This is a genomic window from Bacillota bacterium, assembly GCA_012842395.1.
Lineage (GTDB): Bacteria > Bacillota > SHA-98 > UBA4971 > UBA4971 > UBA6256.
In genome coordinates, this window is sequence record DUSX01000017.1 from 212,982 (window position 1) to 239,894 (window position 26,913).

Annotated in this window: 26 protein-coding genes; 11 read left to right on the forward strand and 15 right to left on the reverse strand. The window is 61.6% G+C overall.

Annotated elements, in window-relative coordinates:
- Window positions 1–90 precede the first annotated feature (90 nt).
- Window positions 91–321: a DUF3006 domain-containing protein gene (locus tag GX515_05955; GenBank protein ID HHY32561.1), complete on the reverse strand. Its 231-nt coding sequence runs from the start codon at window positions 319–321 to the stop codon at window positions 91–93.
- Between the two features lie 872 nt (window positions 322–1,193).
- Here GX515_05955 and GX515_05960 point away from each other — a divergent pair.
- The 5 genes from GX515_05960 to GX515_05980 all read left to right on the forward strand — a co-directional run bounded on the left by GX515_05960 (window position 1,194) and on the right by GX515_05980 (window position 6,060).
- The gene (locus GX515_05960) at window positions 1,194–2,321 is read left to right on the forward strand and encodes an ABC transporter substrate-binding protein (protein HHY32562.1); all 1,128 of its coding nucleotides are present in this window, start codon (window positions 1,194–1,196) and stop codon (window positions 2,319–2,321) included.
- Between the two features lie 294 nt (window positions 2,322–2,615).
- Window positions 2,616–3,509 (forward strand): branched-chain amino acid ABC transporter permease, encoded by an 894-nt coding sequence (locus GX515_05965; GenBank protein ID HHY32563.1) that lies wholly within the window; start codon window positions 2,616–2,618, stop codon window positions 3,507–3,509.
- Between the two features lies 1 nt (window position 3,510).
- Complete coding sequence (locus GX515_05970; GenBank protein ID HHY32564.1) at window positions 3,511–4,599, forward strand: branched-chain amino acid ABC transporter permease; 1,089 nt, start codon at window positions 3,511–3,513, stop codon at window positions 4,597–4,599.
- The gene (locus GX515_05975; GenBank protein ID HHY32565.1) at window positions 4,566–5,354 is read left to right on the forward strand and encodes an ABC transporter ATP-binding protein; all 789 of its coding nucleotides are present in this window, start codon (window positions 4,566–4,568) and stop codon (window positions 5,352–5,354) included. The genes GX515_05970 and GX515_05975 overlap by 34 nt, the downstream gene beginning before the upstream one ends.
- Before the next feature lies 1 nt (window position 5,355).
- Window positions 5,356–6,060: an ABC transporter ATP-binding protein gene (locus tag GX515_05980; GenBank protein HHY32566.1), complete on the forward strand. Its 705-nt coding sequence runs from the start codon at window positions 5,356–5,358 to the stop codon at window positions 6,058–6,060.
- 117 nt (window positions 6,061–6,177) lie between these two features.
- On the opposite strand, the gene GX515_05985 is transcribed toward GX515_05980, so the two are convergent.
- A complete protein-coding gene (locus tag GX515_05985; GenBank protein ID HHY32567.1) occupies window positions 6,178–7,086 on the reverse strand; it encodes a helix-turn-helix domain-containing protein in 909 nt (302 codons plus the stop codon).
- A gap of 259 nt (window positions 7,087–7,345) precedes the next feature.
- Between GX515_05985 and GX515_05990 the strand changes: the two genes are divergently transcribed.
- Window positions 7,346–7,609, forward strand: coding sequence for a zinc ribbon domain-containing protein (locus GX515_05990; protein ID HHY32568.1), 264 nt, complete (start codon window positions 7,346–7,348; stop codon window positions 7,607–7,609).
- A 167-nt stretch (window positions 7,610–7,776) separates the two neighbouring features.
- Here GX515_05990 and GX515_05995 read toward each other — a convergent pair whose 3' ends face one another.
- Window positions 7,777–9,528, reverse strand: a complete 1,752-nt coding sequence (locus GX515_05995; GenBank protein HHY32569.1) for an FAD-dependent oxidoreductase — start codon at window positions 9,526–9,528, stop codon at window positions 7,777–7,779.
- A gap of 509 nt (window positions 9,529–10,037) precedes the next feature.
- Between GX515_05995 and GX515_06000 the strand changes: the two genes are divergently transcribed.
- The 4 genes from GX515_06000 to GX515_06015 all read left to right on the forward strand — a co-directional run bounded on the left by GX515_06000 (window position 10,038) and on the right by GX515_06015 (window position 13,289).
- The gene (locus tag GX515_06000; GenBank protein ID HHY32570.1) at window positions 10,038–11,111 is read left to right on the forward strand and encodes an FAD:protein FMN transferase; all 1,074 of its coding nucleotides are present in this window, start codon (window positions 10,038–10,040) and stop codon (window positions 11,109–11,111) included.
- Window positions 11,083–11,502 (forward strand): NusG domain II-containing protein, encoded by a 420-nt coding sequence (locus GX515_06005; protein HHY32571.1) that lies wholly within the window; start codon window positions 11,083–11,085, stop codon window positions 11,500–11,502. The genes GX515_06000 and GX515_06005 overlap by 29 nt, the downstream gene beginning before the upstream one ends.
- 115 nt (window positions 11,503–11,617) lie before the next feature.
- Window positions 11,618–12,181 (forward strand): Gx transporter family protein, encoded by a 564-nt coding sequence (locus tag GX515_06010; GenBank protein HHY32572.1) that lies wholly within the window; start codon window positions 11,618–11,620, stop codon window positions 12,179–12,181.
- A gap of 31 nt (window positions 12,182–12,212) precedes the next feature.
- A complete protein-coding gene (locus tag GX515_06015; GenBank protein HHY32573.1) occupies window positions 12,213–13,289 on the forward strand; it encodes a polyprenyl synthetase family protein in 1,077 nt (358 codons plus the stop codon).
- 122 nt (window positions 13,290–13,411) lie between these two features.
- On the opposite strand, the gene GX515_06020 is transcribed toward GX515_06015, so the two are convergent.
- Window positions 13,412–14,179 carry an HD domain-containing protein gene (locus GX515_06020; protein HHY32574.1) on the reverse strand — a complete coding sequence of 256 codons (768 nt, stop codon included), beginning with the start codon at window positions 14,177–14,179 and terminating at the stop codon, window positions 13,412–13,414.
- 302 nt (window positions 14,180–14,481) lie between these two features.
- Between GX515_06020 and GX515_06025 the strand changes: the two genes are divergently transcribed.
- On the forward strand, window positions 14,482–15,483 hold the full coding sequence (locus GX515_06025; protein HHY32575.1) for a LysM peptidoglycan-binding domain-containing protein: 1,002 nt from the start codon (window positions 14,482–14,484) through the stop codon (window positions 15,481–15,483).
- A 270-nt stretch (window positions 15,484–15,753) separates the two neighbouring features.
- Here GX515_06025 and GX515_06030 read toward each other — a convergent pair whose 3' ends face one another.
- From GX515_06030 to fabG, 11 genes are all read right to left on the reverse strand, one after another.
- Window positions 15,754–16,437 carry an FMN-binding protein gene (locus GX515_06030; protein HHY32576.1) on the reverse strand — a complete coding sequence of 228 codons (684 nt, stop codon included), beginning with the start codon at window positions 16,435–16,437 and terminating at the stop codon, window positions 15,754–15,756.
- A 399-nt stretch (window positions 16,438–16,836) separates the two neighbouring features.
- Window positions 16,837–18,042, reverse strand: coding sequence for an ABC transporter substrate-binding protein (locus tag GX515_06035; GenBank protein ID HHY32577.1), 1,206 nt, complete (start codon window positions 18,040–18,042; stop codon window positions 16,837–16,839).
- Between the two features lie 58 nt (window positions 18,043–18,100).
- On the reverse strand, window positions 18,101–18,820 hold the full coding sequence (locus GX515_06040; GenBank protein ID HHY32578.1) for an ABC transporter ATP-binding protein: 720 nt from the start codon (window positions 18,818–18,820) through the stop codon (window positions 18,101–18,103).
- Window positions 18,804–19,583: an ABC transporter ATP-binding protein gene (locus tag GX515_06045; protein HHY32579.1), complete on the reverse strand. Its 780-nt coding sequence runs from the start codon at window positions 19,581–19,583 to the stop codon at window positions 18,804–18,806. Before GX515_06045 ends, GX515_06040 begins: the two co-directional genes overlap by 17 nt.
- Window positions 19,570–20,679: a branched-chain amino acid ABC transporter permease gene (locus GX515_06050; GenBank protein HHY32580.1), complete on the reverse strand. Its 1,110-nt coding sequence runs from the start codon at window positions 20,677–20,679 to the stop codon at window positions 19,570–19,572. The genes GX515_06045 and GX515_06050 overlap by 14 nt, the downstream gene beginning before the upstream one ends.
- A gap of 5 nt (window positions 20,680–20,684) precedes the next feature.
- Window positions 20,685–21,554, reverse strand: a complete 870-nt coding sequence (locus tag GX515_06055; protein ID HHY32581.1) for a branched-chain amino acid ABC transporter permease — start codon at window positions 21,552–21,554, stop codon at window positions 20,685–20,687.
- Between the two features lie 14 nt (window positions 21,555–21,568).
- Complete coding sequence (locus tag GX515_06060) at window positions 21,569–21,769, reverse strand: hypothetical protein (protein ID HHY32582.1); 201 nt, start codon at window positions 21,767–21,769, stop codon at window positions 21,569–21,571.
- Window positions 21,770–21,946: 177 nt separating this feature from the next.
- A complete protein-coding gene (locus GX515_06065) occupies window positions 21,947–23,143 on the reverse strand; it encodes an acetyl-CoA C-acetyltransferase (GenBank protein HHY32583.1) in 1,197 nt (398 codons plus the stop codon).
- 62 nt (window positions 23,144–23,205) lie between these two features.
- Complete coding sequence (locus GX515_06070) at window positions 23,206–24,210, reverse strand: ketoacyl-ACP synthase III (GenBank protein ID HHY32584.1); 1,005 nt, start codon at window positions 24,208–24,210, stop codon at window positions 23,206–23,208.
- A 34-nt stretch (window positions 24,211–24,244) separates the two neighbouring features.
- Window positions 24,245–25,537 (reverse strand): acetyl-CoA hydrolase/transferase family protein, encoded by a 1,293-nt coding sequence (locus GX515_06075; GenBank protein ID HHY32585.1) that lies wholly within the window; start codon window positions 25,535–25,537, stop codon window positions 24,245–24,247.
- Between the two features lie 24 nt (window positions 25,538–25,561).
- The gene (gene fabG / locus GX515_06080) at window positions 25,562–26,302 is read right to left on the reverse strand and encodes a 3-oxoacyl-ACP reductase FabG (protein ID HHY32586.1); all 741 of its coding nucleotides are present in this window, start codon (window positions 26,300–26,302) and stop codon (window positions 25,562–25,564) included.
- Between the last annotated feature and the right edge of the window lie 611 nt (window positions 26,303–26,913).

The following is a 26,913-nucleotide window of genomic DNA, read 5'->3' on the forward strand; positions in this document are numbered from 1 at the left end:
TGAAACCGCGCGCCCGCCCGTGCCATCGCCGGACCGCCGGGGGCTCGCCTGAGGGGTTTTTCGAAGATCCGCCCGACGCCCCTGACTAGTTCACTGTCCGCTCCCCTTCGAAAGCAGCTTTTTCAACAAGTCTCCCACGCGTTCCTTCGCGGCGGCGGTTGCCTCCTCGTCTGGCTCCACGCGAACCTTGAGAACCATGCCCTCGCGGACGCCTTCGGGCAAGGCTGGCAGGGGCCATATGATCGCCTCATTCTCGGATTCACGCACAAGGAGCACGGCTTTCCCGCTTTCGATCCTGTCCACGGTGACCCTTATCTCCATGATTCTCGGCCCTCCCGGCCACGACCCAAGTAGACCGCCACAGGGCTGTTGGACTTTCCCACATTATGCCACGTCAGCCCGGGTGAAGTCAACGGAGCCGCCGCCGGGGTCGTTGGGACTGGCAGCCACTGGGGAAGCTCAACGGTCTCCACCACAAGCTGGCGCTGCTCTTCAGCATGCCTGTCTTTCTATACCGAGCGACGTATTCCTTCATGTTGGCCTCGCGTCGTGCTTCGGCTTCGAGCGCTTGAGACGGGCGGCGTTCCGCGCGGAAAATCCCGGCGCGCGCGTGGTCCGAAAGAGGAAACGAGCCATCGCAAGGCGAATAAAACACTGTTCTGGATGGCGCGCCGTTTGCTCCATCACCCGCGAGCTATTCGAGACAGGCCACGCGTGTCGCGCGCGCGTAAACAAGTCGTGCGTGAGACAACACGAGGGCAGTGAGGCGAATCTCAGATCTGGGCCGTGGTGCACGCGATTCGGAGCATGGGGACGAGCATGGGGAGGCATATCTTTACCCCAATCGGTTCCTTAACCTGCTGCTTGACTACGCGGGCGCTCCATGATATAGTCGTTGAAACAACTCATACCAGAGCTGCCAAGCCGGGCGCGAGAGCCCGGACGGAAGCAGGTGTGGGCCATCTACTCGAGCGCAGCGCGGACGGCATGCTTCATTGCTTCGGGGTCCGTCCCTGTGACAAAGGGCAGGCGGACCTGCGCTGCGGGCATATTTCAGACGGCGGGGAGGGCCGGCGCTCTCTCCCGGAGGAGGTGACCAGTCGGGCGTAAACTCGTACACATATCCGAAGGTTTGTAATGGAGCAGGCTAGGAAAAACCGGCAACCTTGCGCAAAACGAGGAGGTAGTGAGCAGTGAGAAGGTTCATACTATGCTTCGTTTTGGTTATTGCCCTTGTTTCGCTGGGAGCGGTGGCATACTCGGCGGAGCCCATCGTCATCGGATTCAACCTTGAGATGACGGGGCAGGTGGCCGCATACGGCCAGGCAGCGTGGGAAGGGGTCAACCTTATCAAGGAGCTTGTCAAGCCCGAGGTCCTTGGCAGGCCGGTTGTCTTCAAGCTCCTCGATAACAAGTCAGACAAGGTCGAGGCTGCTAACGCCGCCTCCCGCCTCATCGAAAACGACAAGGCCGTCGCGATAATCGGGCCCACGATCAGCGGCAACATGCTCGCCGCCGGCGAGATCTGCGAGAAGAAACAGGTCCCGATTATCGGCCCTACGACCACGAACCCCCTCTGCACCCAGGGCAAGAAGTACGTCTTCCGCGCGTGCTTCATCGACCCGTTCCAGGCGTCCATCGCGGCAACATATTGCTACAGAGACCTCAAAGCCAAGACCGCCGCGATCCTCTCCGACATAGCCAACGACTACTGCATCGCTCTCGGAACCATGTTTGAGAAGGAGTTCATCAAGCTCGGCGGCAAGGTGCTCACTCACCAGAAGTGCAAGTACGGCGACCAGGACTTCAGCGCGCAGCTCACCGAGATCAAGAACAAGAACCCCGACGTCATCTACATCCCCAACTACTACCAAGAGACCGCCCTTGCTGTCCGTCAGGCGCGGGACCTCGGCCTCACTCAACCTGTCTTTGGAGCCGACGGGATAGCTACTGAGGAGTTCCTGTCCATAGGCGGGAAGGCCGTGGAGGGCGTCCAGCACACAACCTTCTGGCATGAGAAGGCGGCCGTGACGGACATCGGCAAGAAATACGTCGAGCTTTACAAGAAGAAATTCGGAGCCGACAGCGAGGTTAACGTGTTCGGCGCCCTCGGCGCGGACTGCTACTTGATAGTCCTCGACGCGATCAAGAGGGCCGGGTCGGATGATCCCAAGAAGATCGCCCAGGCCATAGAAGACACGAAGGACTTGCCGGTGGTGACCGGGCCCGTCACGATCGAGAACGGCGACGCGATTAAACCCGTGGTATTCAGGATCGTGAGGAACGGTAAGTGGGATTACCAGTCGATCGTGTATCCGTGACGGCTGCCTACGGCTGCTTACGGGCGATCGCTTGACGCATGTGCACGAAGGGACCCTCGTTTGCCTGAAAGGGAGCGGGGTCGGAAACGCCCGTTCGTCGCGGCGCCGCCGGCAGGGATAGCTTGAGCAGGTCTCGGTTGAGGCGCCGCGGTGCGAAATCAGCTCCAGTCATCACAGGGGGCAAGGAGGGCCGTGGCTGTGAAAACGGCAAGGTTCCTTCTTGCCCCCGTCCGGTATCTTGCGAGTCCTCTAGGGTAGCGGCGCGTGACGTCGCCTTTTAAGGAGTAGATGCGAATGACGCTCGAGACTTTCATTCAGCAACTCATGAACGGCATCTCTCTCGGGAGCCTTTATGCGCTGATCGCCATCGGGTACACGATGGTTTACGGCATTCTAAGGCTCATCAACTTCGCTCACAGCGATATCTTCATGGTGGGCGCGTACTTCGCGTTCTTCCTGGTGGCCATATTCCGGCTGCCATGGGGCGTATCAGCGATCCTCGCCATAGTGCTCACGGCCCTCGTCGGAATCATAGTTGATAGGGCGGCATACCGTCCCGTGAGAAATGCACCGAGGATATCTGCGCTGATGACGGCCGTGGGGGTTTCGTTCTTCCTGGAGAACCTGGGGCTTGTGACCGTGGGGGCACGGCCGAAGGCTTTCCAAAGGCCCGACATCATGGCGAGGGTGATAAAGATCGGGCCCGCCGCCGTGTCAGGTGTGTCGATCTGGGTTCCCATCCTTAGCCTAGCCCTGCTTGCGCTCCTCTTGTTCATCGTGTACCGCACCAAAGTCGGCATGGCCATGAGGTCCGTCTCCACGGACATCGAGACGACCCGGCTGATGGGAGTGGACGTGGACCGGGTGATATCATACACCTTCGCAATAGGCTCAGCTCTGGCCGCAGCCGGCGGCATAATGTGGGCCTGCAAGTACCCACAGATCAACCCGCTTATGGGAATCTACCCCGGATGGAAGGCGTTCACCGCGGCGGTGGTCGGCGGCATCGGCAACATCACCGGAGCAATGCTCGGGGGCTTCCTCATCGGGCTCGTCGAGATCATGACCGTCGCGCTCTTGCCTGGCCTTTCAGGCTATCGGGACGGCATAATCTTCACGTTGCTCCTGGTTTTCCTGCTCCTCCGCCCGACCGGGATCCTTGGTGAACCCCTAAAGGAGAAGGTGTGACATGGAGAGAAGACGTCTGCACCTTGTTTTGACGCTTGCCCTCATAGTTGTGCTCTTTCTCGCCCTGTGGTGGGCCGACACACACCTCGGGGAGTTCCCGCTGCGGGTGGCACGCACAGGCGCGATATACGTGGTCGCGGCGGTTGCGTACAATCTCGTCAACGGCGTTACGGGCCAATTCTCACTCGGGCCTAACGGGTTCATGGCGCTCGGGGGGTACACCACGGCCCTCCTCATCCTGCCTCTCCAGCAGAAGCAGTTCGTGTGGTTCCTCGAGCCTCTCATGTGGCCCTTCAACTCGTTTTCGTTCCCTGGTTACCTCTTCGGCCTCGCCGTCCTGCTGGGTGGCGTCATGGGAGCGATAGGGGCGCTTCTCGTGGGCATCCCCTCGTTCAGGTTGCGCGGGGACTACCTCGCCATAGCCACGTTCGGTTTCGGCGAGATAATCTTCGTTCTCGCCAACAACCTCATTCGGCTGACCAACGGTCCCCTGGGAATGAAGGGCATACCCGAGTACGCCAACGTATACTGGTGCTTCGGGGCGGCCGTCGTGGCGACGCTGGTTGTAAGCAATATCGCGAACTCAAGCTACGGGCGAGCCATGAAAGCCATACGTGACGACGAGATCGCAGCAGAGGCCATGGGAGTCAATGTTTTCCGAACCAAGATGCTGGCCTTCGTTACAAGCGGCTTCTTCGGAGGAGTGGCTGGCGGCCTTCTGGTCTCGCTCATCACGACCATCTCCCCGACCCTGTTCACTTTCGGAATGACGTTCAACCTGCTCATTATCATCGTGCTTGGAGGCCTTGGGAGCATAACCGGATCGGTCGTCACAGGGCTTGGGTTCGCCGTCGTCTCCGAGCTCCTGCGGGTTGTGGAGGCACCCATCGACATCGGGTCACTCCATATCCCGGGCGTCCCCGGCATGAGGATGGTCGTGTTCTCAATACTCCTCGTTCTGCTCATGATCTTCTATCGACGCGGCCTCTTCGGCCAGTTCGAGCTATCGTGGGACTGGGTTCTGTCCGTGCTCAGAGTTACCAGGGGGGTGCGAGAGTGGAAGCGCGAACGCAAGACGGAGTCGTCCTGACCCTCGATCACGTGACCATAAAGTTCGGCGGGCTCGTGGCCGTGAACGACTTTTCCCTCGACATCAGAAAGGGCGAGCTCGTCGGGCTCATAGGGCCCAACGGCGCGGGCAAGACGACGGTCTTCAACATAATCACGGGCCAGTATTCGCCCACCAGCGGCCGGGTGATCTTCGAAGGACAAGACATCACAGGATGGCGCCCCGACCTCATAGCCGCAATAGGCATTGCCAGAACGTTCCAAAACGTCCGCCTTTTCACGGGTCTGACCGTGCTCGACAACGTCCTCGTGTCGCAACACCTGAGGCTGAAGTCCTCGTTCCTCTCGGCCGCGTTCCAACTGCCGGGTTATGTCCAGGAAGACCGGGACGCGCGCGAGCGCGGAATGGCGCTGCTCGAACGGGTAGGGCTCGCAGACCTCGCGAGGGAGCAGGCAGGCAGCCTCCCGTACGGCCAGCAGCGCCGCCTCGAGATCGCGCGGGCGCTCGCGACGAGGCCTCGGCTCCTCCTGTTGGATGAGCCAGCGGCGGGCATGAACCCTGAGGAAACAACACAGCTGATGAAGTTCATCTGTCGCGTCCGGGACGATTTCAACCTCACGATCTTTCTCATCGAACATGACATGCGGCTTGTGATGGGGATCTGCGAGCGGATACGCGTGATCGACTATGGAGTCTCGATCGCCGAGGGAACCCCGCAGGAGATCCAGTCGAACCCCAGAGTCATAGCGGCCTACCTGGGCGAGGAGGAGAAGTAGCATGCTCAAGATCAGAGACCTCCACGTTTATTATGGCGGCATTCACGCGCTCAAGGGGATCTCCATGGACGTGCCCGAGGGCAAGATCGTCACGCTCATAGGCGCGAACGGGGCCGGCAAGAGCACCACCCTGCGCGCCATCACGGGCCTTGTGAAAGCCCGGCGGGGGTCCATCGAGCTCAAGGGCCAGAACATCGTCGGAAAGCCGAGCCACCACATCGTGCGCTCGGGAGTAGCGATGGTGCCGGAGGGCCGCAAGATATTCCGCAACCTCACCGTCCTGGAGAACCTAATGATGGGGGCGTACCCACGGCAGGACACCGCGGGCATACAACAGGACCTGGACTGGGTGACCACTCTCTTCCCGAGACTCAAGGAGCGCTTCTCGCAGAAGGGCGGCACGCTTTCCGGAGGCGAGCAGCAGATGCTCGCGGTGGGCAGGGCTCTCATGTCACGGCCGAGGCTGCTGTGCCTCGACGAGCCGTCCCTGGGGCTAGCGCCTGTCCTCATGCGCGAGGTATTCAAGGCGCTTACCCGGATACACGACGAGGGGTGCACGATCCTCCTGATAGAGCAGAACGCCAAGGCTGCCCTAAAACTAGCCGACTACGCGTACGTGCTGGAAACTGGGGCAATCACGATGGAGGGTCCCGGACCGGAGCTTTTGGAGAACGAGGCCGTTCGCAAGGCTTACCTGGGAGAGTAGGAAAAGGCCGGACCGGCCGGCGTCTCGCAGCAGTTGTCAGAACGCTGTAGGCCCCAGCTCTGTCCGCTGCCTGCTGCCGCACGAGCGGGCCTGCCGCGCCTTACGCAGAGCCACGATTCACGCCGAGCCAAGCCCGGACCTCTTGAGCAGGGCGATCATCTCGAAAACGAACCGGATCTCGCGCTCGCTCATGGTGCATACAGCGCTCAAAAGCATCTGGACATTGGGGTCCTGCAGCACGGTCCGGAGATCTTTGCTCATCCCCGGAAGGAGCTCCTCGGCGCCCTCGCTGTCCAGCACCAAGTAGCAGGGGGACACGCCAAGGGCTGAAGCTATCTTGTTCACTGTCTTCAGCGAGGGCGAGACGCGTCCCAGCTCGATTTGGCCGATAAGCGCAGCCGAAACCCCGGCCTTCGCGGCCACCTCGGCCTGAGTCATGCCGAGTTTGTCCCTCAGCCTCCTGAGCTTTTCGCCGAGGAGGCCGTTGCGCTCGCTGGGCGACATGACGACAGACAGCGGAACGCGCAGCACGCGCGCGAGCTTCTTCAGGACGGACACGGCAGGCCGCACGTTTCCGCGCTCTATCTCGCTCAGATACGTGCTGGATATGCCAGCCGCAGACGCGACTTCCTTCAGGGTCATGCCCCTGTCCTCGCGGGCGAGACGCAGCCTGTCACCGAGCCCGATGCCATGATGCCCCTGGTCTTCGGAGATCCCGATGACCTCGGACCTGCTCAGGCCGAGCGCATCCGCAAGCCGTGTGAGCGCCTCCAGGGATGGGGTCTTGGCACCGCGCTCTATCTCGCTCAGGTACGAATAGGAAAGCCCCGCCTTCGAGGCAAGCTCAACGAGCGTAAGCCCTTTTGCCTTTCTCGCGGCCCTTACCCGCTCGCCTGACACCAGACACCGCGCTCCCTTCAACGCCCAAGGTTGGTCGAGCTCGTGAAGACGCCCATGAAACCGTGGATGAATACACCATGAACGGGGTTGGTAGGGCAAAACCGATGCACCCGTGCTGCACCCCATCAGGCCGCCGCAGGCCGCCCCTGGTACATTGTAGCACTTTGTGGTACGCTTCACAAATGCATCCGGCGGGAGAAGCGCGAGGAAATGATTCCGGGCCCCCCATGGATTCAAGGACGCCAGCGAGCCGGGTCGAAGGGGCGTTATTGACACGAGCCAAGGAGCGGCGTATAGTACGTAATTGGCGCGGGATACGCGGCGCTCCGTCCCCTAGAGGGCGCCCACGATGCGCCGAGTTTTCTAAAGGAGGGATTATCTCGACATGCCTACGTATGAGTACTACTGTGAGAAGTGCGGCCGTTTCGAGGAACTCCAGCGCATGTCGGATGAGCCCCTCTCCCGCTGTCCCACCTGTGGCGGCCCGGTCAGGCGGCTCATCAGCAGAAACGTGAGCATCATCTTCAAAGGCTCTGGGTTCTACACAACCGACAATCGCAGCGCTGACTACAAGGAGAAGGCCAAACAGGACGGCGAGGCTACGTCTCCGTCAGGATCGCTGAAGGCGCGTGATGCGGCGGGCGCATAGAGTCCCTTCCACGTCGTCCGTTCTGCCCGAAAAAGGCTCGGTGTGCCTGGTGCCCCGTGAGAAGAGGCGGGCACCAGGCACACGTTTCGTACCCCAGCTCTGCGCTTACGGTGCTCTCATGGCGTTGCGGCCAGTGTTAGGTGGAGGTGCGAAGGTCCTTCCGAGAATCACTTCGTCCCGCCAGCCGACGCTGCCTGCCTGCCGTGCGAAACCCAGGATTTCGGGAGCGCCCCCTTCACGACCTCTCCGAGGAACGGCATCACGTAATAGTCAAGCCCGAACGCCCTTCCGGCTCCGGCGAGCATCGCTATGGAAACCATCACGAACCAGATGTCACCGCCGGCCCCAGAGAGGGCGAAGTTCACGTTCATGAATATGGACCCTAGCGCCGCAAGGGTCGTGAACAAGCCAAATATGAGGGCGAGCCCAAGCGCGAGCTCGGTGAGGGTCACGACCCACTGGAAGAAGAGGGCATGCGGGAAGACAAACGTCTCCATGAACCACCTGTACCATCCAGGCGTCCCCGGGCCCATCGGCATCAGCGAAGATCCCGACACAAGCTTGTCGCCGGAGACAAGAAACCCCTCGCGAATCTTGCCGATTCCAGACAAAAGCCACTCGTACCCGAGGAACACCCTCAGGATCACCAGCCAGGCGAGGCTGACCTTGACGTTTGCGTGCTTCATGAGACCGGAAAGCACCCCTCTCGCGTTTATCATCTCGTGTCTCAGATACTTGAGTATGACCCGTAGGCCTCCAACCCCCCACTGGTAGTGGAGGTTCACCAAGTGCTTCATGACGGTCGCAGGATAGCTCCACAGTGAGATGCCCATGAGGTCTGCCACGGAGTAATGGCTGCCAATCGAGACCATCACGCCGTGCAGGTGGGGCCGGAACTTGCGCTTAGGCGCCCCCTTGATGTCCGCGGCTATGTTCCGGGCGGCGCACGCCCCTCCCTGAAGGGCCGACTCGACAAGCGCGGGAAGCTCGCCTTTCTCGTCCACAAAGAGGCAGTTGTCACCTACGGCGTACACGTCGCTGTGGCCATCTACCTGCAGGTATTCGTTAACCACGAGGCGCCCGCGCTTCTTGCAGTTGAAGCCCTTATCCTGAAGAAACGTCGTGGTCCGGACCCCGCCCGTCCAGATGACCGTGCGCGTGCGTATCTTTGCGCCGGACTTCAGCGTAAGCTCGTCTGGCTTCACTTCCACTATCGGGGAATTCGTGAGCACGGTGATGCCCTTCGCTCGCATGACCTCGGCCGCCCTGCATGCGAGGTTCTCGGCAAGCGTCGGCAAGATGCGCGGCAACGCCTCGACAACGTACACGGTTACCGAAAAACGCGAGATGCCAAACTCCCGGCAGAGGTCAGGCACCCACTCCGCGAGCTCCCCCGCCATCTCGACGCCGGTGAAGCCACCGCCTCCAACTACGAACGTGAGCAACTCCTGGCGTTTGACCGGGTCACTCTCAGCGGACGCAAGCTCGAACATGCGGCGCACGTGTGCCCTTATCCGCCGGGCATCCTCCAGAGACCATAGGGTCAAGGCGTTCTCGGCCATCCCTGGAATGCCGTAAAACTCCGGTTCGCTGCCGCACGCCAGGATGAGATAATCGTAGGGATACTCCGCCGACTCCGATGTGAGCACCTTCCTCTCGAGGTCGATCCCGGTGATGAGATCCTGCACGACCCTGACCCTGCTCCTCCCGAAGATGTCGGCAAGAGGGATCTGCACGCTGTCTTCATGGACGCGGGCCCCTGCGACCTCGTGGAGTTCGGTCAGGAGTATATGCCGGTCGTTCTTGTCGATGAGCGTGATCTCGGCTTCGTCGCGTCCAAGCATCTTCTGCAAGGTCTTGGCCGCATGAATCCCCCCGTACCCCGCTCCGAGAATGACCACCCTCTTTTTGTCCGCCATCCACCATTCCTCCCACGCGTTCTTTTCCCGGCCGGCCGGACGGCTCCCCCGGGCCTTGCCCACAGCCGCCCAGCCACCCATTTGTGATTGTGACGACTATCACACACGCCGCCCTAGCTATTTAAAGTTTCGCCGCGCTCCCTTGGAGCCCGGCTTGTCGCTCCAGTCTCGCTTGCGCTGTTTCAACTATACCATAGACAGTTTCGCCAGACAATGGTACAATCACAGTGTTCCGGCAGGGCGTTTCGACAGCTTGCGGCGCACGGCGGTCCGGCGCAGCTCATGGCCCCTCATAGCCCGAGGGCCTCTCGTTTAAGGCTGCGTCCTGAACGGTAGAGCAAGGACGGCGTACGATTGTGACTGTGAACGTGAAAACGAGCACAAAGATAAACACGCGCCTAGACGCCCCTACATGCGCGGACGCCCGCAATGCCGGCGGTGCCGCCCGGACGGGCCTGAACGTTGAGCGCCGTCCACCGGTTCCATCGGTTGCACGTCCGGCTACGGTCCTGCGGGCGGTCCGTGGCATCATAGCTCTCATAGTCCTGCTGGCGGCGGCCGTGGCGGTCGGAGGCTGCCAGGGTTTCGATGGCGGCAAGCCAAGCGCATCGGCCCGGACCGGCTTCGCCCTGGGGACCCTCGTCCAAGTGCGGGCGTACGCCTCGGGCGGGCCTGCGGACGAAGCGGTTGAAGAGGCTATGGCCCGCATCAGGGAAGTCGAGGCACTAATGAGCGTGAATGTCCCGTCCAGCGACGTCGCGGCGGTGAACCGCGAGTCGGGACGCTTGCCAACCAAGGTAGCCGAGGATACACTGTATGTGGTGAAGAAGGCCATTGAATACGGCGACTTAAGCGGCGGAAAGTTCGACGTGGCGATAGGCCCGCTGGTCGAACTGTGGGGTATCGGCACCGACCACGCGAGGGTGCCTGCGCCAAGCGAGATCGAAGCGGCAAAGTCGCTGGTCGATTACAGGAGCGTAGAACTGGACGAGTCAGCCAGCACCGTGCGCCTCAAGAAGCCCGGCATGGCCATCGATCTCGGGGCGATCGCGAAAGGCTTCGCTGCTGACGAGGCCGCCGAGACGCTGGTAAAACGCGGAGTGAGGAGCGCGTTCATCGACCTCGGCGGGAACATCCTGGTGGTCGGGTCGAAGCCTGACGGCTCGCCTTGGAGAGTGGGAATACAAGATCCGTGGAAGGAGCGCGGCGCCACCTTCGCGGTCGTGCCTGTGCGCGACACAGCGGTGGTATCATCCGGTACCTATGAACGTTTCTTCGAGAAATACGGAAGGCGCTACCACCACATAATCGACCCGGACACGGGATACCCGGCCGAGACAGGCATCGTGAGCGCGACGGTCCTGGCTCGCCGTGCGGTGGACGCGGATGCCCTATCCACCACGGTGTTCCTCCTGGGGCCGTCTGAAGGGATGAAGCTCATCGCGGGTCTCCCGGGACTCGAAGCCGTGATCGTCACCGAGGACCGGCAGGTAATCGCGTCCCCGGGCCTTCGCGGAGTCATAGAAGTCAACAAGGGATGGGCGGTCAAGTTCTATGGGCTTGAAAACGTTCAGGAAGGCTGACCTCATCCTTGCGCTCGTCATCGTGGGCGCGGCCGCCGGCATCCTGGCGGGGCGAACACTTGGCCGGGCCTGGCAAGGGGTCGCTCGGGCCGGGCGAGAGGTAGTGATAGAGGTCGATAACCGGCATTTCCGCACGGTGCCTTTCTCACAAGTGAAAGGGGTCGCGACCGTGGACGTTCACGCGCCCGGCGGTCATACCGTTGTCGTCGAGATCGCCGACGACGGGCGCGCGAGGGTCCGTTCATCGGATTGCCCGGACAAAGTGTGCGTCAAGACCGGCTGGATAGAGCACCCTGGGGAGATCATCGTGTGTCTCCCCAATAGGGCGGTAGTGAAGATCCAGGGTTCGGCGGGCGCTTCCAAGCCTGCGCTCGATGGTATCGCGTATTGAATCATGAGTTGCCATGTGATTGCGGACGTGAGACCGCCGGAGGGCCGGAAGGAGGAAAATGGGTTTCCGCGCGGGCGCCGGGTCATCCCGGCGCCGCGTGCGGCTTCCATGCGGGATGACGAGAACACGGAGATTGACACACATATCTATCTATACGGCACTCGCCCTCGTGCTCCACATAACAGAGAGCTTCATCCCAGTGCCCTTCATGGTCCCCGGGGCTAAGCTGGGCCTCGCAAACATAGTCACACTCCTCGTGATCGTCCTTTCAGGAACGTATGACGCCTTCATCGTGGTGGCCCTGCGGACCTTTCTCGGGTCGCTCCTCTCTGGCGCACTCACGAACTTCGCGTTCAGCGTCGTCGGAGGCATGCTCGCGACCGTAGTGATGTCCGTCGCGTACAAGCGCTTCAGCGGGGTGTTTGGTCTCGTCGGCGTGAGCGTCCTGGGAGCCATATCCCACAATATCGGCCAGCTCCTTGTGGCTGGAATCGTCGTGGGCACCATGGGCGTGTACGCTTACCTGCCCGTGCTCCTGTTGGCCGGGGTCGCTACGGGGTACTTCGTCGGAATTGCCGCTGGGTACGTCCTGAGATTTCTGCCGAAAGCCGTCGCGCAGTCGGCCGATGCCGGGTGGCCGGACGACGCGCGGGCACATGAGGTCCCAAGGCTTCCCTGAAGCCGGGCGCGACAGGAGATGGAGAAAACCGATGGGCAAACCTTTGGTATCCGGGTGGTCGTCTCATCCTTTGCTTGCCGAAAGCTTGAAAAAGGTCGAGGCCTACCTCGAAGAGCAGCTATCCACCGGCCACAGCCTCATTTCGGACGCGGTGATGTCTCTCCTCAGGGCAGGCGGGAAGCGCGTTCGTCCCGCGCTCGTTCTGGCATCGGGGATGTTCGGCGAAGCCGACCTTTCCAAGCTCGTGCCGGTCGCCTCGGCCATCGAAATCGTCCACATGGCAACGCTGATTCACGACGATATCATCGACGGCGCGGATACCAGAAGAGGAGTGAAAACCGTTCACGCACGCTACGGACCTGATGTAGCGGTCTTCACAGGAGATTATCTCTTCACCAGGGCCTTTCGCATACTGTCGGAGTACGCGAGCCACGAAATGCTGTCCTCCGTAGCCAGGGCCGTCCAGGAGGTCTGCGAGGGAGAGATCGAGCAGTACGAGAGCAGGCGCAACGTGGCCGTGTCCTTCGGCCAGTATCTGCGGCGGATCCGCCAAAAGACCGCTATGCTCTTCGCCCTAAGCTGCTACGCGGGCGCCCTCGTCGCGGAAGCGCCGAGGAGCACCGCGGACGCGCTTCGCCGCTTCGGGCTCCACCTCGGAGTCGCGTTTCAGATCGCCGACGACATCCTGGATTTCTCCCAGGACAGCGCGACCACTGGAAAGCCTGCCGGGCACGACATCGCCTGCGGCGTATACACGCTGCCGGTCATATACGCGCTGGAAAGCGCCAAGTGGTCCAATGAACTGCGAAATCTCTTGAACGGCCTGGATGTGAACGGCGCTTCTCCCGGCTCCTCCGGCTGCGAAAACGAGCCTTGTGGGAGCCGGAACGGGAACGCCGCCGGCGACAGCGCGCGCGACGCGGCCTGGGACGCGGCTCGCGAGCGCGTCATCGCGATCGTGCGAGAATCGGGCGCCCTCCGGCGGGCGTCACGAACCGCCGAGAGGTGCGCCGCCCGAGCCAAGCGCTGCCTTGCTTCCCTTCCCGATGGAGCCGGCAAGGACATCCTCACCGACATCTTGGTGAGCGCCGTGTACCGCTCCAGCTGAGTGCCGACCCGCAGCTCGGGGGAGAGCGCTGTGGGTTCCCCGCATTCCGATGCAGACGAGCACCCGGCATGTCAGGCACTCGCACCGGGCACGCGGAAGCGGAAGGTTGAGAAAACGTGACCCTAGGCACCCGCCTGAGACGAGGCTATCTGCGGGGCGGCCTCCGTAGGCGCCTTGGGCTGCACTTGTCCGAGGAGTTCGAGCCCGTTTATGACCAGCCTGAACCTGCAGCCCAGAAGCGAGGCCGCTTGCTTGCACATCTCCATGCGAGTCAGGTATATCTCGAAATAATCCATGATCTGGCACTCGGTAGTATCAAAGGATATATCCAGCGTAATGGTCTTGCGTTTGCTATCCACCGTCAAGGCTGAATCGGTTATGGCGAGGTTGACCCTGTCGTGGATGTCATGCGCCCGCCTCATCCTTACCCGGGTTCGGTGAGCGTCGCTCTTATCGGCGATGATGAGCGCCGCCGACACTGGGCTCACGGGGATGCCTATCTCCTCTTCGTGGTTGGCTATGGCCGTCGTGATCGTGCAGATCTCGTCCAGCGGCATTCCCAGCATGCGAAGCTCCGTGAACACGATGTTCGCGCCGGTGGGCCCGTGGTACTTCCGATTGTGCATGTTCCCGATGTCATGCAGATAACCTGAGATGGCTCCGAGCTCGACCGTCCTCTCGTCGTATCCTAAGCTCCTCAGAATGTACGCCGTCATCGTGGACACGTACGTCACGTGGCGCAGTCCGTGTTCGGTGTAACCGAGCAGCGACAAGTACTCGTTGGCCTTGCTTATGAGCAACCGGAAATTGGCATTCCCTTGGACGTCTTTTAGCGTCAACACGCTCCTCCCTCCCGCAACACTCTCCTTGGCTATACCATAATACCACATTCCCTTCCCACTGCACACAGTCCCGCCCGCACCAGCCCCCAGCCCGCCGTCGGTCGGCCCGCCCCCGCCCCGCCGGGCCAGGGACAAAGCCGCGCCCGGACTATGCGGCTGGTCACGGACGGGGCGCGGCGCGTGCCCACAATGCGCGATGCCACACGCTGTGCCTGGCAACCAGCTCTTAAGATGGGAAGATCTGAAGGGTGACAACCCAGGCCCGCCCATGTATCATGGCTCAAGGGATCGGGACATCGACACATCCGATGCCTCCCATCCAACATTCCTTCCAAAGGAGGAGAGGTGTCTTGCGTCACATCGTACGACACTCGCTGGTTCTGGGGCTCGCCATCCTCGCCGCGCTGGCGTTGCCGGCGATGACATGGGCGGCGGCACAAGGTGAGCAGCAGTCCACGCGTGGCTTGCTCGCCCACCCCTCGTTCCGGGCGGGGCAGAGCAACCAGGCGTACTACCGCGGAACGACCGCCCAGGCGCCCGCCGAGGTTGCAGTCGGTCCGGTAAACCTTGACTGGCAGAACTTGTACCAGGCGCAACTGCGCGTGAACAACGGGCAGGATACCTGGAGGCTGGATCCGGTTCAGGTGGCCCGTCTCGAAGGCGCAAGCCTCGGGTTCGACCCGGCGCAGGATAAGTACACCCTGGTATCGAAGGTCGACGTCGGGAGGAACTCGGGAACTGGTGAGGCTCAGGTGCTCGTGGAGCACTCCGGGCGGGCCTATATCGTGCAGCTCATTCAGCCTTTCGGACCCGGCCCCGGCATGATATGGACGGTCAATTCCGTACGCGAGATCACATCTGCCGATGAAGCAAACGCGGTCGCGCGTCAGGCCTCGATCTCCTTCCAGTACCTCGGCCCGTACGGGCCGGCCCTGGCCACGTGGCGGGGTGAACCCGCAGCACAGCCCCAGGCTCCCGTCACCACGACGCCGGTGCGGCCTGGGCAAGTCTACTACGTGCAACCCGGGGACACTCTTTGGGCGATCTCCGTGAAGAACGGCGTCGCTCTCTACAGGCTCATTGAGCTCAACCCGACCGTAGACGCGAACGCCCTGTGGGTGGGCCAGGTTATCATCATTCAAACGCCGAACGACCCTTGGGCGGTCCCAGGCCAAAGCGCGAATTGCGGGTCGCGCGCGGCTTCCCAAGGCACGGTGCACATCGTCGAGCCGGGCGATACTCTCTGGCAGATCGCGCTGAGGTACAACGCCCCTGTGCAGGCGATCATGGAGGCGAACGGCATCACTGACGCCAACGTTCTCTGGGTCGGCCAGAGGCTCGTCATCCCGTAACCTCCGGACCCCATTCCCATTCCGTGTTCCGACCCCCTGTGGACCAGGGGACCACCCGTCGTGAGCGCGTGCGAACACCGGTCTCAGTCTCATGGGAGCACAGGACGGCGAACGGATGGAGAATGGATGGAGGACACATGGACGATGCGCGCAGAAGGCCGGGCGCCGCCCCCGCTCTAGGAGGGGCGCCCGGCCTTCTGCGCGCCTGCCTGCGTCGTGCTTAGTTCTTGCAACGCCAGCCCTCTTTTAGCGACCTTGAGCAACGGCCGCTCAGAGCAAGCCAGCCTGCTTCAGCGCGTTCTCGTATGCGTAGAGGTACTCGTGGTAGCTGTGGGTAGCACCGCTTATGGCATCGATCTTCTTCAGGTCCGTTTGCGCCTTCACAGCGAGTTCCGGAAACTTGTCGAAGAACTCCTTCGCGGCCTTGGAACCGTAGTCCGCGCCCTTCGCCGGCATGAGGGTGTCATAATCGGACTTCTTCGTTATGAACTCAACCTTTGTGACCTTCTTACCCGCCACGGTCACCGCAAGAAGAGTGTTGCCATTCACTGGGTTTTTGGCAAGCCCGTAGAACACGTTCCCTTTGTACTTGCCGCTCGCTATGTCAAGAGCCATCTGCGTCGCCTTCATGTAGTCGTTGCGCGACTGAGTCGCGCCGCTCACAGCGTCTATCGCGGCCTTTTGGTTCTTTACAACCATGAGGGGATATTCCCGGAACAAGGCCTTTGCCGGCTCATGTTTGTACGATTGAGGCTTGTCCGGGTTTATCATGTTGACATCGACTATGCGCCCGAACTGGATCACGACCTCGATGACGACATCGCCGCGATCGTTCGCGACATAGCCTATGTACGACCCGTCCTTGTACGCCGGCGCCTCAGCCCCGAGCGTCACGGCGCTCGCCAAGGCGACTACCGCTATCGCAACTGCCAATAACACCCAAGCTTTCCTCACTGTCGTTACATCTCCTTTCTGGTTTGTGAAAACGACGACTTTCACAACCGCCCCCACGCCCTACACTCTCATCCCCCCTGATATGTGCTGCGTTTCACAATCGGCACATCTCTCCACAGGCCTGCAAGCACAGTGTTTCCATACCGGCTTGTGTGCCATTACAATTATACTATGGCCACCCCTGGTCCGCAACGCGGAATTTCCGGTCCGCCCCTCGGCGAGCCGGCCCGAAGACACGCAACCTCCAATGCAAATACAACGCGAGCCATTGTTGACGCGGGCAGGGCCGGACGCCGCCTGCGTGCGGCGCCCGGCCCTGCACTGTCCTGAACCGATGGTGCAAGAGGATGGTGCGATGGAAGGACGGTGACTCGACGAGTCGAAACCGCCACCTTCCCGTCAGATCTTGAGCTTGACCCAGTCAGAGATGACCTTCACGGAGTCCTCCTCGAATTTGGGCTTCTCGAACCTCATGAAGTACATCGAGCTCTTCCCGGACCGCCACTGCGGTGTGTACGTTATGCCCTTAGCCATTATGCCGTTCCAATCCTTCAGCGTCTCAAGCGCGGCGATAAGCTTGTCACGGGTGACGTCGCTCCCGGCCCGCCTCAAGCCCTCGCAGAACACCTCGGCGGCGATGAAGCCCGCGGCTGCGAAGGCGCTCGGCATCTCGTTCGGGAAGCTCTTTTGATAGATCTCAAGGTACTTTTGGGAATCTGGGTCCGTGCCCAGGACAGGCACCCACCCGGGTGCGATGAGCCCAACGCAGGCTTCCCCAGCGAGGCTCGGCATTTGGACAGGGTCCGCGTTCACGTACGTCGTGAGGAACTGGGCCGAAAGGCCCATGGTCGCAGCCTGTTTCAGGAAGCCCGCGCACGGTTTGATAGTGGAGTAGATGATGACCGCCTCCGGCTTCGCCTGAATCAGCTTGAGCACCTGGGAGCTGAAATCCACGTCGGCCGCGCCGAAGTTCACGACAGCCACAGGCTCGATTCCGTATGTCACGAGCTGTTCCTTCACGCCCCGAAGGCCCTCGGAACCAATGTCCGTTTGCTCACAGGCCACGGCGATCCTCTTCATCTTCAGGTTCTCCACGACGTACTGGGCGATGATGCGGCCTTCGCTGATGTAGTTGGGCTGTACCGGGAAGAAGTACTTCTTCGGCGGGAACGCCAGAACACTCACGCCGGTTCCCTGGTACACTGACGGAACTTGCTTCTCCATGATGTAGTCGATCGTTGCCACCACGCCAGGAGTCCCGAGGGTACCCACCAAGGCGAACACCTTGTCTTGCTCAACCAGCTTCTTCACCGCGGCCATGCTCCGCGACGCCTGGAACCCGTCGTCCTCCACGATGAGCTTGATCTTGCGACCGTTTATCCCCCCAAGGGAGTTGACCCAGTTGAGATAAGCCTCCATGCCCTTGCGCATGTTGATGCCGACCACCGCGGCGGGCCCGGACTGGTCTTGGAAGGTTCCGATGAGCACCTGATCATCGGTCACCCCGGGCACCTGCGCCGCTCCGGCCGAGGCAAAGGTCCCGGCGAAGCTCGCGACGAGCGCAAGCGTCAAGAACGTCCCCACCAGCAAAGTGCACCTTCTCACGTCATCCTCGCCTCCCGATTCTGGATTCATACTAATCGATGCTCGTGATGCTCGTAATTCAAGCGTGCGCGGCACCGGCTCCGAGGTACGAACGTTTCACCTCCTCGCTCTTCAAAAGGCTTTCGCTCTGACCCGAGAGAACGATTCGCCCAGTCTCGAGGATATAAGCCCTTGTCGAAACGCCGAGCGCGAGGCGGGCGTTCTGCTCGACCAAGAGGATGGTCGTCCCTTCCGCGTTGAGCGTCCTTATGATATCGAATATCTGCCTTGTCATGATCGGCGCGAGCCCGAGAGACGGCTCATCGAGGAGAAGCACCTTGGGCCGGGCCATAAGGGCCCGGCCGATGGCAAGCATCTGCTGCTCGCCGCCGGAGAGCGTGCCGGCCGGCTGACGCTCCCTCTCCTTGAGCACGGGGAAATGCGTGTACACCCTGTCGAAGTCCTGAGCGACCGCCTTCCGGTCGCGCCGCGCGTAGGTTCCTATCAGAAGGTTCTCCTTGACGGACAGTTCAGGGAAGATCTGGCGTCCCTCGGGTGCCTGCACGATCCCCATTTGGACTATGCGCTCTGGTGCGAAGCCGTCGATACGCTCGCCCACGAACTCGATCCTACCCCGCCTCGGGCGCACCACTCCCGATATCGCCCGGAGAGTAGTGGTCTTGCCAGCTCCGTTCGCCCCAAGAAGCGCCACGATCTCTCCCTCGGATACGTCAATGGAGACCTGCCGAAGCGCGAGGACCAAGCCGTAGTATACGTCGATGTCACAAAGCCGGAGCATTTTGGGCATCCTCCCCGAGGTAGGCCTCGATAACCTGCGGATCGCGCTGAACCTCGAGAGGCGTTCCCTCAGCGATCTTGCTCCCGAAGTTCATAACCGTGATCTTGTCGCACAGGCCCATCACTATGGACATGTCATGTTCCACGAGAAGCACCGTGATCCCAAGGTCGTCCCGCACTTTCCTGATTACGCCGGCGAGCTCGGCACGTTCCGTAGAGTTCATGCCCGCCACGGGTTCGTCCAGCAGAAGGAGCCTTGGCCGCGATACCAGTGTGCGTGCGAGTTCGACCAGCTTCTGAACGCCGTACGGCAGGCCGTACGCAAGCCTAGGGCCGTACTCGGCGATGCCCAGCATCCGGAGGATCTCCGCCGCCCTCTCCCGGAGACCCGCCTCTTCGTGACGTGCCCGCGGGCCCAGGAACGCCCCGCGCACGAAATCCACAGACCCAATTGTGTGGAGCCCGAGGAGCACGTTATCTATGACGGTCTGCCCCCGGAAGAGCTCAACGTTCTGAAACGTCCTGCTGATCCCTCTAAGGACAACCTCGTGCGGCTCACACGCAAGCTCCCTGCCCGCGAACCGGATGACGCCCGCAGCAGGCTTAGTGAACCTGCTGATGCAATTGAACACCGTGCTCTTCCCGGCGCCGTTCGGACCGATGAGACCATGGATCGCTCCGTCCTCCACCGTAAAGCTCAGATCATTTACCGCAACGAGACCTCCGAATCTCACGGTCACACCCTCGAGTTCAAGCAGCGCCACGTTTGGCCGACCCCCTCGCCCCGAAACCCCTTCTCATCCCTAGCCTCGCCTTCAGCCAGGACCAAGCTGGCAAGAGCCTCCACGGCAAGCTTACGAGACCGTGCGGAAGAAAGAGGACCACCACGATGAGCGAAATCCCCGTGAGCACCAGAGGCAGGTTCTTCACCCTGCTGAAAACATGCGGCAGCAGCGTCATGAACACGGCTCCTAGCACCGACCCGGGAAGACTTCCCAGCCCGCCCACGACTATCGACGCAAGGAGCGTGAGCGACACGCTCAGGTTGAAGTCGAACGGGCTGATGAACTTGACCAGGTGGGCGTAAAGGCTGCCAGCGACTCCTGCGTAGAACGCGCTTATGGCGAATGCGGCCGTCTTGTACTTGGCCAGGTTAACCCCCATGGCCTGGGCTGCGATCTCGCTGTCGCGCACAGCCATGAGGGCCCTTCCCGGCCTCGTCCGGAGCATGTTCCGCGCCGCCGCCAGCATAAGCCAGGTGATGGCCAGCGCCAGGTAATAGTAACGCAGGTCTGTGTTGAAGCCAAAGCCGAACAGCGACGCCGCCGGAGCTTTCATCCCCTGGTAACCACCGGTGAACCCTTCCCACACGGCGAATAGCTGGCTTACCGCGACCCCAAACCCCAGCGTTGCAATGGCGAGATAATGGCCGTGAAGCCGGAGCGCGGGGATGCCCAGGCCGAAACCAACGGCGGCGGTAAGGAGCGCGGCGACGGGCATGGCTATCACGAACGGCACGCCCAACCGGCCGGTGAGCATCGCCGAGGCATATGCACCGATGGCCATGAATCCCGCATGTCCAATGGATATCTGCCCAGTGAAACCGGTCAGGATATTGAGCCCCAGAGCAAGTATGATATTGACCATCACGAGATCATAGAGATAGACCACATAAGCCCTGCCCAGCGCCACTGTTACGAGCGGGAGGGCAACGAGCGCCACCACCCAGACGGCCAAGCGCCCCGCTGGCGTTGACACTGCGCGCATCGTGGCCCGCGCAACGCCACCCCCACCGTCGGCGGCGCGGCCTGGACTTGTGGCTGAAGCGTCCTTCTGCTTGTTCGACGAGCTCACACCCACTGTGCTTACACCTTCCTCTTGGGGGGTGTTCCGAGTATCCCGCTCGGGCGGACGCAGAGCACCGCGACTATCAACGCGAAGGCGAACGTGCTCTTGAGCTGCGTAGAGATGTACCCTGCAACGATGTTCTCCAGCACTCCGAGCAGAAGACCTCCCACGACCGCGCCGGGCAGGCTCGAAAACCCGCCGAGCACGGCCGCGGTGAACGCCTTGATCTGCACCTCAGCCATCATGTTGGGGCTCAGGAACGTGGTCGGAGCGATCAGGATCCCCGCCACCGCGCCGAGCACCGAGCTCATTCCCCACGTGAGCGAGTACACACGCGGCACGGGCACGCCCATGAGCCTCGCTGCCCTGGCGTTCTGACTCGTGGCCCTTATTGCTATCCCAGCCATGGTGAACCTGAGCACGAGGTACAGTCCCAGGGCCATCGCGCAAGTCACAGCGAGCACAAGAAGGCTGTCGCGGGTGATGATGATCCCGCCCAAAACGAACGGCCGCCCCTTCACGGCGTATGGGAAGCTCACGGGGTCGAACCCCCATACCCATCCTGCCGCGCCGTTGAAAACCATGAAAAGACCGAGGGTCATTATCATCATGCTAATGAGCGGGCCGTTCTGGATGGGCCTCAGGAACACTCGCTCTACCAGCATCCCGAAGATCGCCGCGAAAGCGAGCGCTCCGAGCGCCGCGACCGCATACGGCAGGCCCGCGCGAGCGAGGAGAGTGTATGCAACAAACGTCGAGACCATGGCCATCTCGCCGTGGGCGAAGTTCACTATGTCCATGGTTCGGTAGACCAACACGAGACCTAGCGCAGCCAAGGCGTACAGGCACCCTGCCGCAAGCCCGCTCACGATCTGCTGGCCCAACATGGTACCACCAACCCCTACTCCTGCTCGAGCAGGTCAATCTCATCGCGAATGAACTCGACAGCTTCGTCCATGCGCGCAAATCGCCGTTCGTAGCCGCTCTGGATGTTCTTAACGGAGATCCTGAGAGCTGGCGAACACTGGGCGTCATCGGCCTCGGTCCCGCCGAGCCTCACAAACCTCACTATGAAGGACGCGATCACGATCTCTCTTGCCATCCGTGCGCTCTCCTACTCTCATATGTTGGGCCACGCAAGATGCCGCAGCAGCAGTGGTGCCGCCCTCGGGCTCGGACATCGACCACGCGCCGGCCGCCGCGCGGCGTGCCCCGGTGCCCCGAACGGGACCCGGGGGCGTGTCGGTCGCCACGTGCCGGTCGCGGTCGCCGCGAAGGATCACATGGCGACGTTGGCACCCCGCCGGACCACAGCTGCCAGTCCCATGCCGCCGCCCACGCAAAGGGTGGCGAGGCCAAGCCGCGCGGCCGTCCTCTTCATCTCATGAAGCAAAGTCACCAGGATCCTGGCACCGCTCGCGCCTATCGGATGCCCTAACGCAATCGCACCGCCGTTCACGTTGACCTTCTCCGGATCCCAGCCGAGCTCCCGACCAACTGCCAGGGACTGCGCGGCGAAAGCCTCGTTCGCCTCGATGAGGTCGATCTGATCGAGGACGAGCCCAGCTTTGGCGAGCGCCTTTCGCGTGGCTGGCACAGGTCCCAGCCCCATCTCCGACGGCTCGACACCCACCGACGCGTAGCTTACGATGGTCGCCATCGGCTCGAGGCCGCGAGACACCGCTTCCTCTTGCGACATCACCACGACGGCGGCTGCACCGTCGTTGATGCCGGAGGCGTTTCCTGCGGTCACGGTACCGTCTTTCTTGAAGGCGGGCCGCAGGGCAGCCAGCTTCTCGATGGTGGTTCCGAAGCGCGGGTGTTCGTCGCGGGCGAACCTCACGACCTCGCCCTTCCTCGCCCGGACCTCCACCGGGACGATCTCTTCGTCAAACCGTCCCTCTGTGATGGCTCTCTGGGCCCTCTCTTGGCTGCGCAACGCGAACTCGTCCTGTTCGCGCCTGGAGATGCCGTATTTCTCGGCGAGGTTCTCCGCGGTGACCCCCATGTGCACATCGGTGATGGCGCACCACAGGCCATCCCTTATCATGCTGTCGGTAAGCTCGCCATGGCCCATGCGGTACCCTGTCCTTGCTCGCGTAAGCAGGTAAGGGGCCTGGTTCATGTTCTCCATGCCGCCGGCCACGACGACGTCCGCATCGCCGAGCATCACGGCCTGCGCGGCGAGGATGACAGCCTTGAGGCCGGAGCCGCACACCTTGTTGATGGTCATCGAAGGGACCTCGACGGGCACTCCGGCCTTGATCGCGGCCTGTCTCGCCGGATTCTGGCCTTGTCCCGCCTGCAGGATGTTGCCCATTATGACCTCGTCGACGTCCGAGGGTGCAACGCGCGCGCGCCTGAGCGCCTCCTCGATGACCACCGCGCCAAGCTCCCACGCGGGGACCTCGGCCAAGGTCCCACCGAAAGTTCCTATCGCCGTCCTGACCGCGCTGACGATCACAGCCTGCCTCACAGTGCGCCCTCCTTTACAGATGGATGACACTGCCTCGCCAGAGATCGCTTTCTCGCCAGACATCACTTCATGTGGAGCGCAACACCCGCCTGGTTGTAACCAACACCTGACCCCACGAGCACCACGAGGTCGCCCGACTTGATCTTGCCTTTTCTTATGGCATCGTCGAAGCACATAGGAATGCAGGCGGAGCCGGTGTATCCGTACTCCTCCATGATCCAGTGGGTCTTCTCGATTGGGAGGCCCAACGTCTCCATGACGAGGAATATCGATGGCAGCCGCACCTGCGTGAAGATGGCCATGTCGATGTCCTGAATCGAGAAGCCGCCCCGCTCTGCGAGGCTCCGCACGATCTTGGGCCAGCCTTCGTGGTTGACCTCCGGCGGATAGGCCTGTGTGAGCCGCACCTTCGTGCGGCCCGCCTGCACCGACTCCACGCTGGCCGGCTCGAAGGTGCCTCCTGAATAGATGCCCCAGTGCTTGTGGTATGAGCCGTCCGCGAGATAGGCCGAAGTGATGAAGCCAGGCTTAGAATCCACGCCGAGCACGGCCGCCCCAGCCCCGTCTCCATAGAAGAAGGACGTCACATCGGTGGGGTCGGCGAGCTTGCTCATCATGTAGGCCCCTATGACCAGGACGTAATTCATCCACGAGTTCGACTCGAGCAGGCTCGCACCGATCGCCACGCCTGTCGGAAACGACGCGCAGGCGCAACCGATGTCGAATGTGCCAGCGTTTGGCGCTCCCAACTTGTGCTGGACCACGACCGATGTAGCTGGCGTTATGTAATCAGGGCTGTCGGTCCCGACGATGATCATGTCAAGTTGCTCGGGCTTCACGCCAGCATTCTCCAGAGCAGCCTGAGCCGCCCTGACCGCCAAATCCGACGTAGCCCAATCCCGCGGGGCGTACCAGCGCCGCTTTATCCCTGAGCTCTTCTGAAACTTGCCGATCACGACGCCTAGGCCCGGCGAGGCCTTTTCGATCTGCTCGGCCATGGCGTCGTTCGTGACCTCGATCTCGGGAAGATACTGTCCGGTGCCAATGATGGTGGCGCATCGTTTCATTTGAATTCCCTCCAGACGCGGCGTGCCGTTGCCGCTAGATGTACTGAAGCGCCTTGGCCTCCGATCTGAGCCATTCTCGGAAGTCAGGATGGGCGATGCTTATGAGAGCCTCCACTCGCTGCCTGATGTTCTTGGCCTTGAGCCTGGCAATGCCGTACTCGGTAACGACGTAGTCCACATCCGCCCGGTGGACAGATACCACCTGACCATCCTTGAAGCACGGCACTATCGTGGAAATCGTGCCGTTCTTCGCAGTTGACCTTAGCGCGAGGATGGACTTTCCTCCTGGCGACATCTGCGCCCCCATGCAGGTATTCATCGCGCCGCCGGTGCCGCTGTATTGCTTCGTGCCTATGGTTTCAGAGTTCGCCTGACCGGTGAGATCCACCTGCATCGTCGTGTTGATGCTCACCATCTTGTAGTTCTTGGCGATGACGTACGGGTCGTTGGTGACGTACCCGCCATGGAGCTCGACGCCGAGGTTGTCATCGATGAAGTCGTACAGCTTCCTCGTCCCCATGGCGAAGCAGCCTACCATCTTTCCCGGCCAGAGCGTCTTCCGACGCCCGGTTATGACGCCCGCGTCGAAGAGGTCCACCATGCCGTCGGTGAGCATCTCGGTGTGCACCCCGAGGTCGTGCTTCCCTTCGAGGCACTTCGCAATGGCATTGGGAATCCCGCCAATGCCCAGCTGGATCGTGCTGCCATCCTCGATGAGGCTGGCGACGTTTCTGCCGATCTCCATTTCCACTTCAGTGGGCACGATCGGCTCGACCTCGGGCAGGGGCACCGTGTTCTCCACCACGTAATCTACCTGGGAGATGTGTATCTGGGTGTCGCCGAGCGTGCGTGGGAGGTTCTCGTTGATCTCGAGCACAACCATTTTCGCCACCTCGATGAGGGGCTTCTCGTAGGTAAGGCTCAGAGAGAGGGACATATACCCGTTCTTGTCCATGGGCGTGGCGGTGCCCCAGAAGATGTCGGGCGGGTCTATGTCTCGTTTCTTGAGAGCGCACTCGTGCAGGTGGTTCGGCATGAACGTCACGGTCCCCGCGGGGTGAGCCCTATATGAATGAGGGCCATAGTACCAAGCCTCATTGAGGAAATGGCCCTTCATCTCGGGCTTCAGGAAGTCATAGTCCCTCATGAGAAGGCAGGACATGATCCTTACGTTCTCGAGCTCGTCCTTTCGAGACGAGATCGCCCCGAGAAGGCCCGGCGGCTCCGCCGCGGCCATGGCGACCACTATGGACTGACCCGACTTCACCTTCGCGACCGCTTCTTCGATGGTGATGAGTTTCTCTCGGTAGAGCTCCTTCGGGTTCAACGCGATCCCTCCCGCACAAAGAGGTCAGAGCACGAGGCCGCCGTCAACCTGCAGGACCGCCCCGTTCACGAAATCCGCCTCGTCGGAGGCGAGGTACAAGTATGCGTACGCGATGTCCTTCGGTGCTCCAAGCCTCCCGAGGGGGGTCTTCTCCTTTATGGACGCGAGGATCTTCTCGGGCACCGTGGCCATCATGTCGGTCATGGTGAAGCCGGGAGCGACGGCGTTGACGTTGATGCCCTTGCGCCCGAGCTCCTTGGCCCAGCCCCGCGTCATCCCGATGATCGCAGCCTTTGAGGCTATGTAGTTGGTCTGGCCGATGTTTCCATATATGCCCACCACTGAGGACGTGTTGACGATCTTGCCGCGACCCTGCCCTATCATGACCGGAGCGACGGCCCTCGTACAGTTGAATACACCCTTGAGATTCACGTTGATGACCTTGTCCCACTGCTCGTCGGTCATCTTCACGAGGAGGGCATCCGCCGTGACACCGGCGTTGTTCACCAGAACGTCGATCCGGCCGAACTCCTTGAGGGTCTCGTCAACCATGGCCTTCACGCTCTCGGGGGACGTAACGTCGACGTAAACCGCGATGGCAACCCCGCCGGCCTCCTGAATCTCGCGCGCCGTTGACTTCGCCCACTCCTCGTTTACGTCACACACGACTACCTTGGCGCCCTCCCTGGCAAAGAGCAGCGCCGCTTCTTTGCCCAGGCCCCTCCCCGACCCCGTGATGATCGCAACTTTGTCCTTCAGCCTCACCAGTAGCCGCCTCCTCTTGTGATAGCTTTCACCGCTGCCTTAGTGGGGTTGCGCGAGACCGTTGGTTCTTCCCACATTATGCCATCTCGCCCAGTTGAAGTCCGCGAAGCCGTCGGTCGCCGAGGCTGCCCGGGTTGGCAGTTAGTGGGGAAGTCCAACAGCCTCGTGCGTCACCTTTCGCGTTATTGCCAGCAGTTGCCCGGTTGCCTGTGTTGCCCCTGGGACGGCGCCCCGAGCGGAGCGCGCTCCGCGAGAACCCAGCCAGTCAGGCCGGTGGCAGGGCAGGCGCTCCACCGCGCAAGCACCGTCAACCTTAACGCCTTTGAGAAAAGAGACGAAAGCTCGTTCGCCTTCCGCTCAATCCGCCAGCGAGGGCCCTGGTCGCCCGGCATTCGCCCGTGTCATGCGGTCGAGTTCAATTGCACAGGAATCGCTTTTATCGTATCGCGAGCCGTTACAGAGCGGTTACAGAGGTGTTACAGGAGGTATTGAAGTGTTGCGGGCAGCCATTCTCAACAGTGACTCCCCGCAAACGATGCTGCCGCTGCCTGTTCCGGGCCTTGTTCCCAAGCGAGAAACGCGCGTCCTCGTCCTGAGTGCGGCGCCATAAG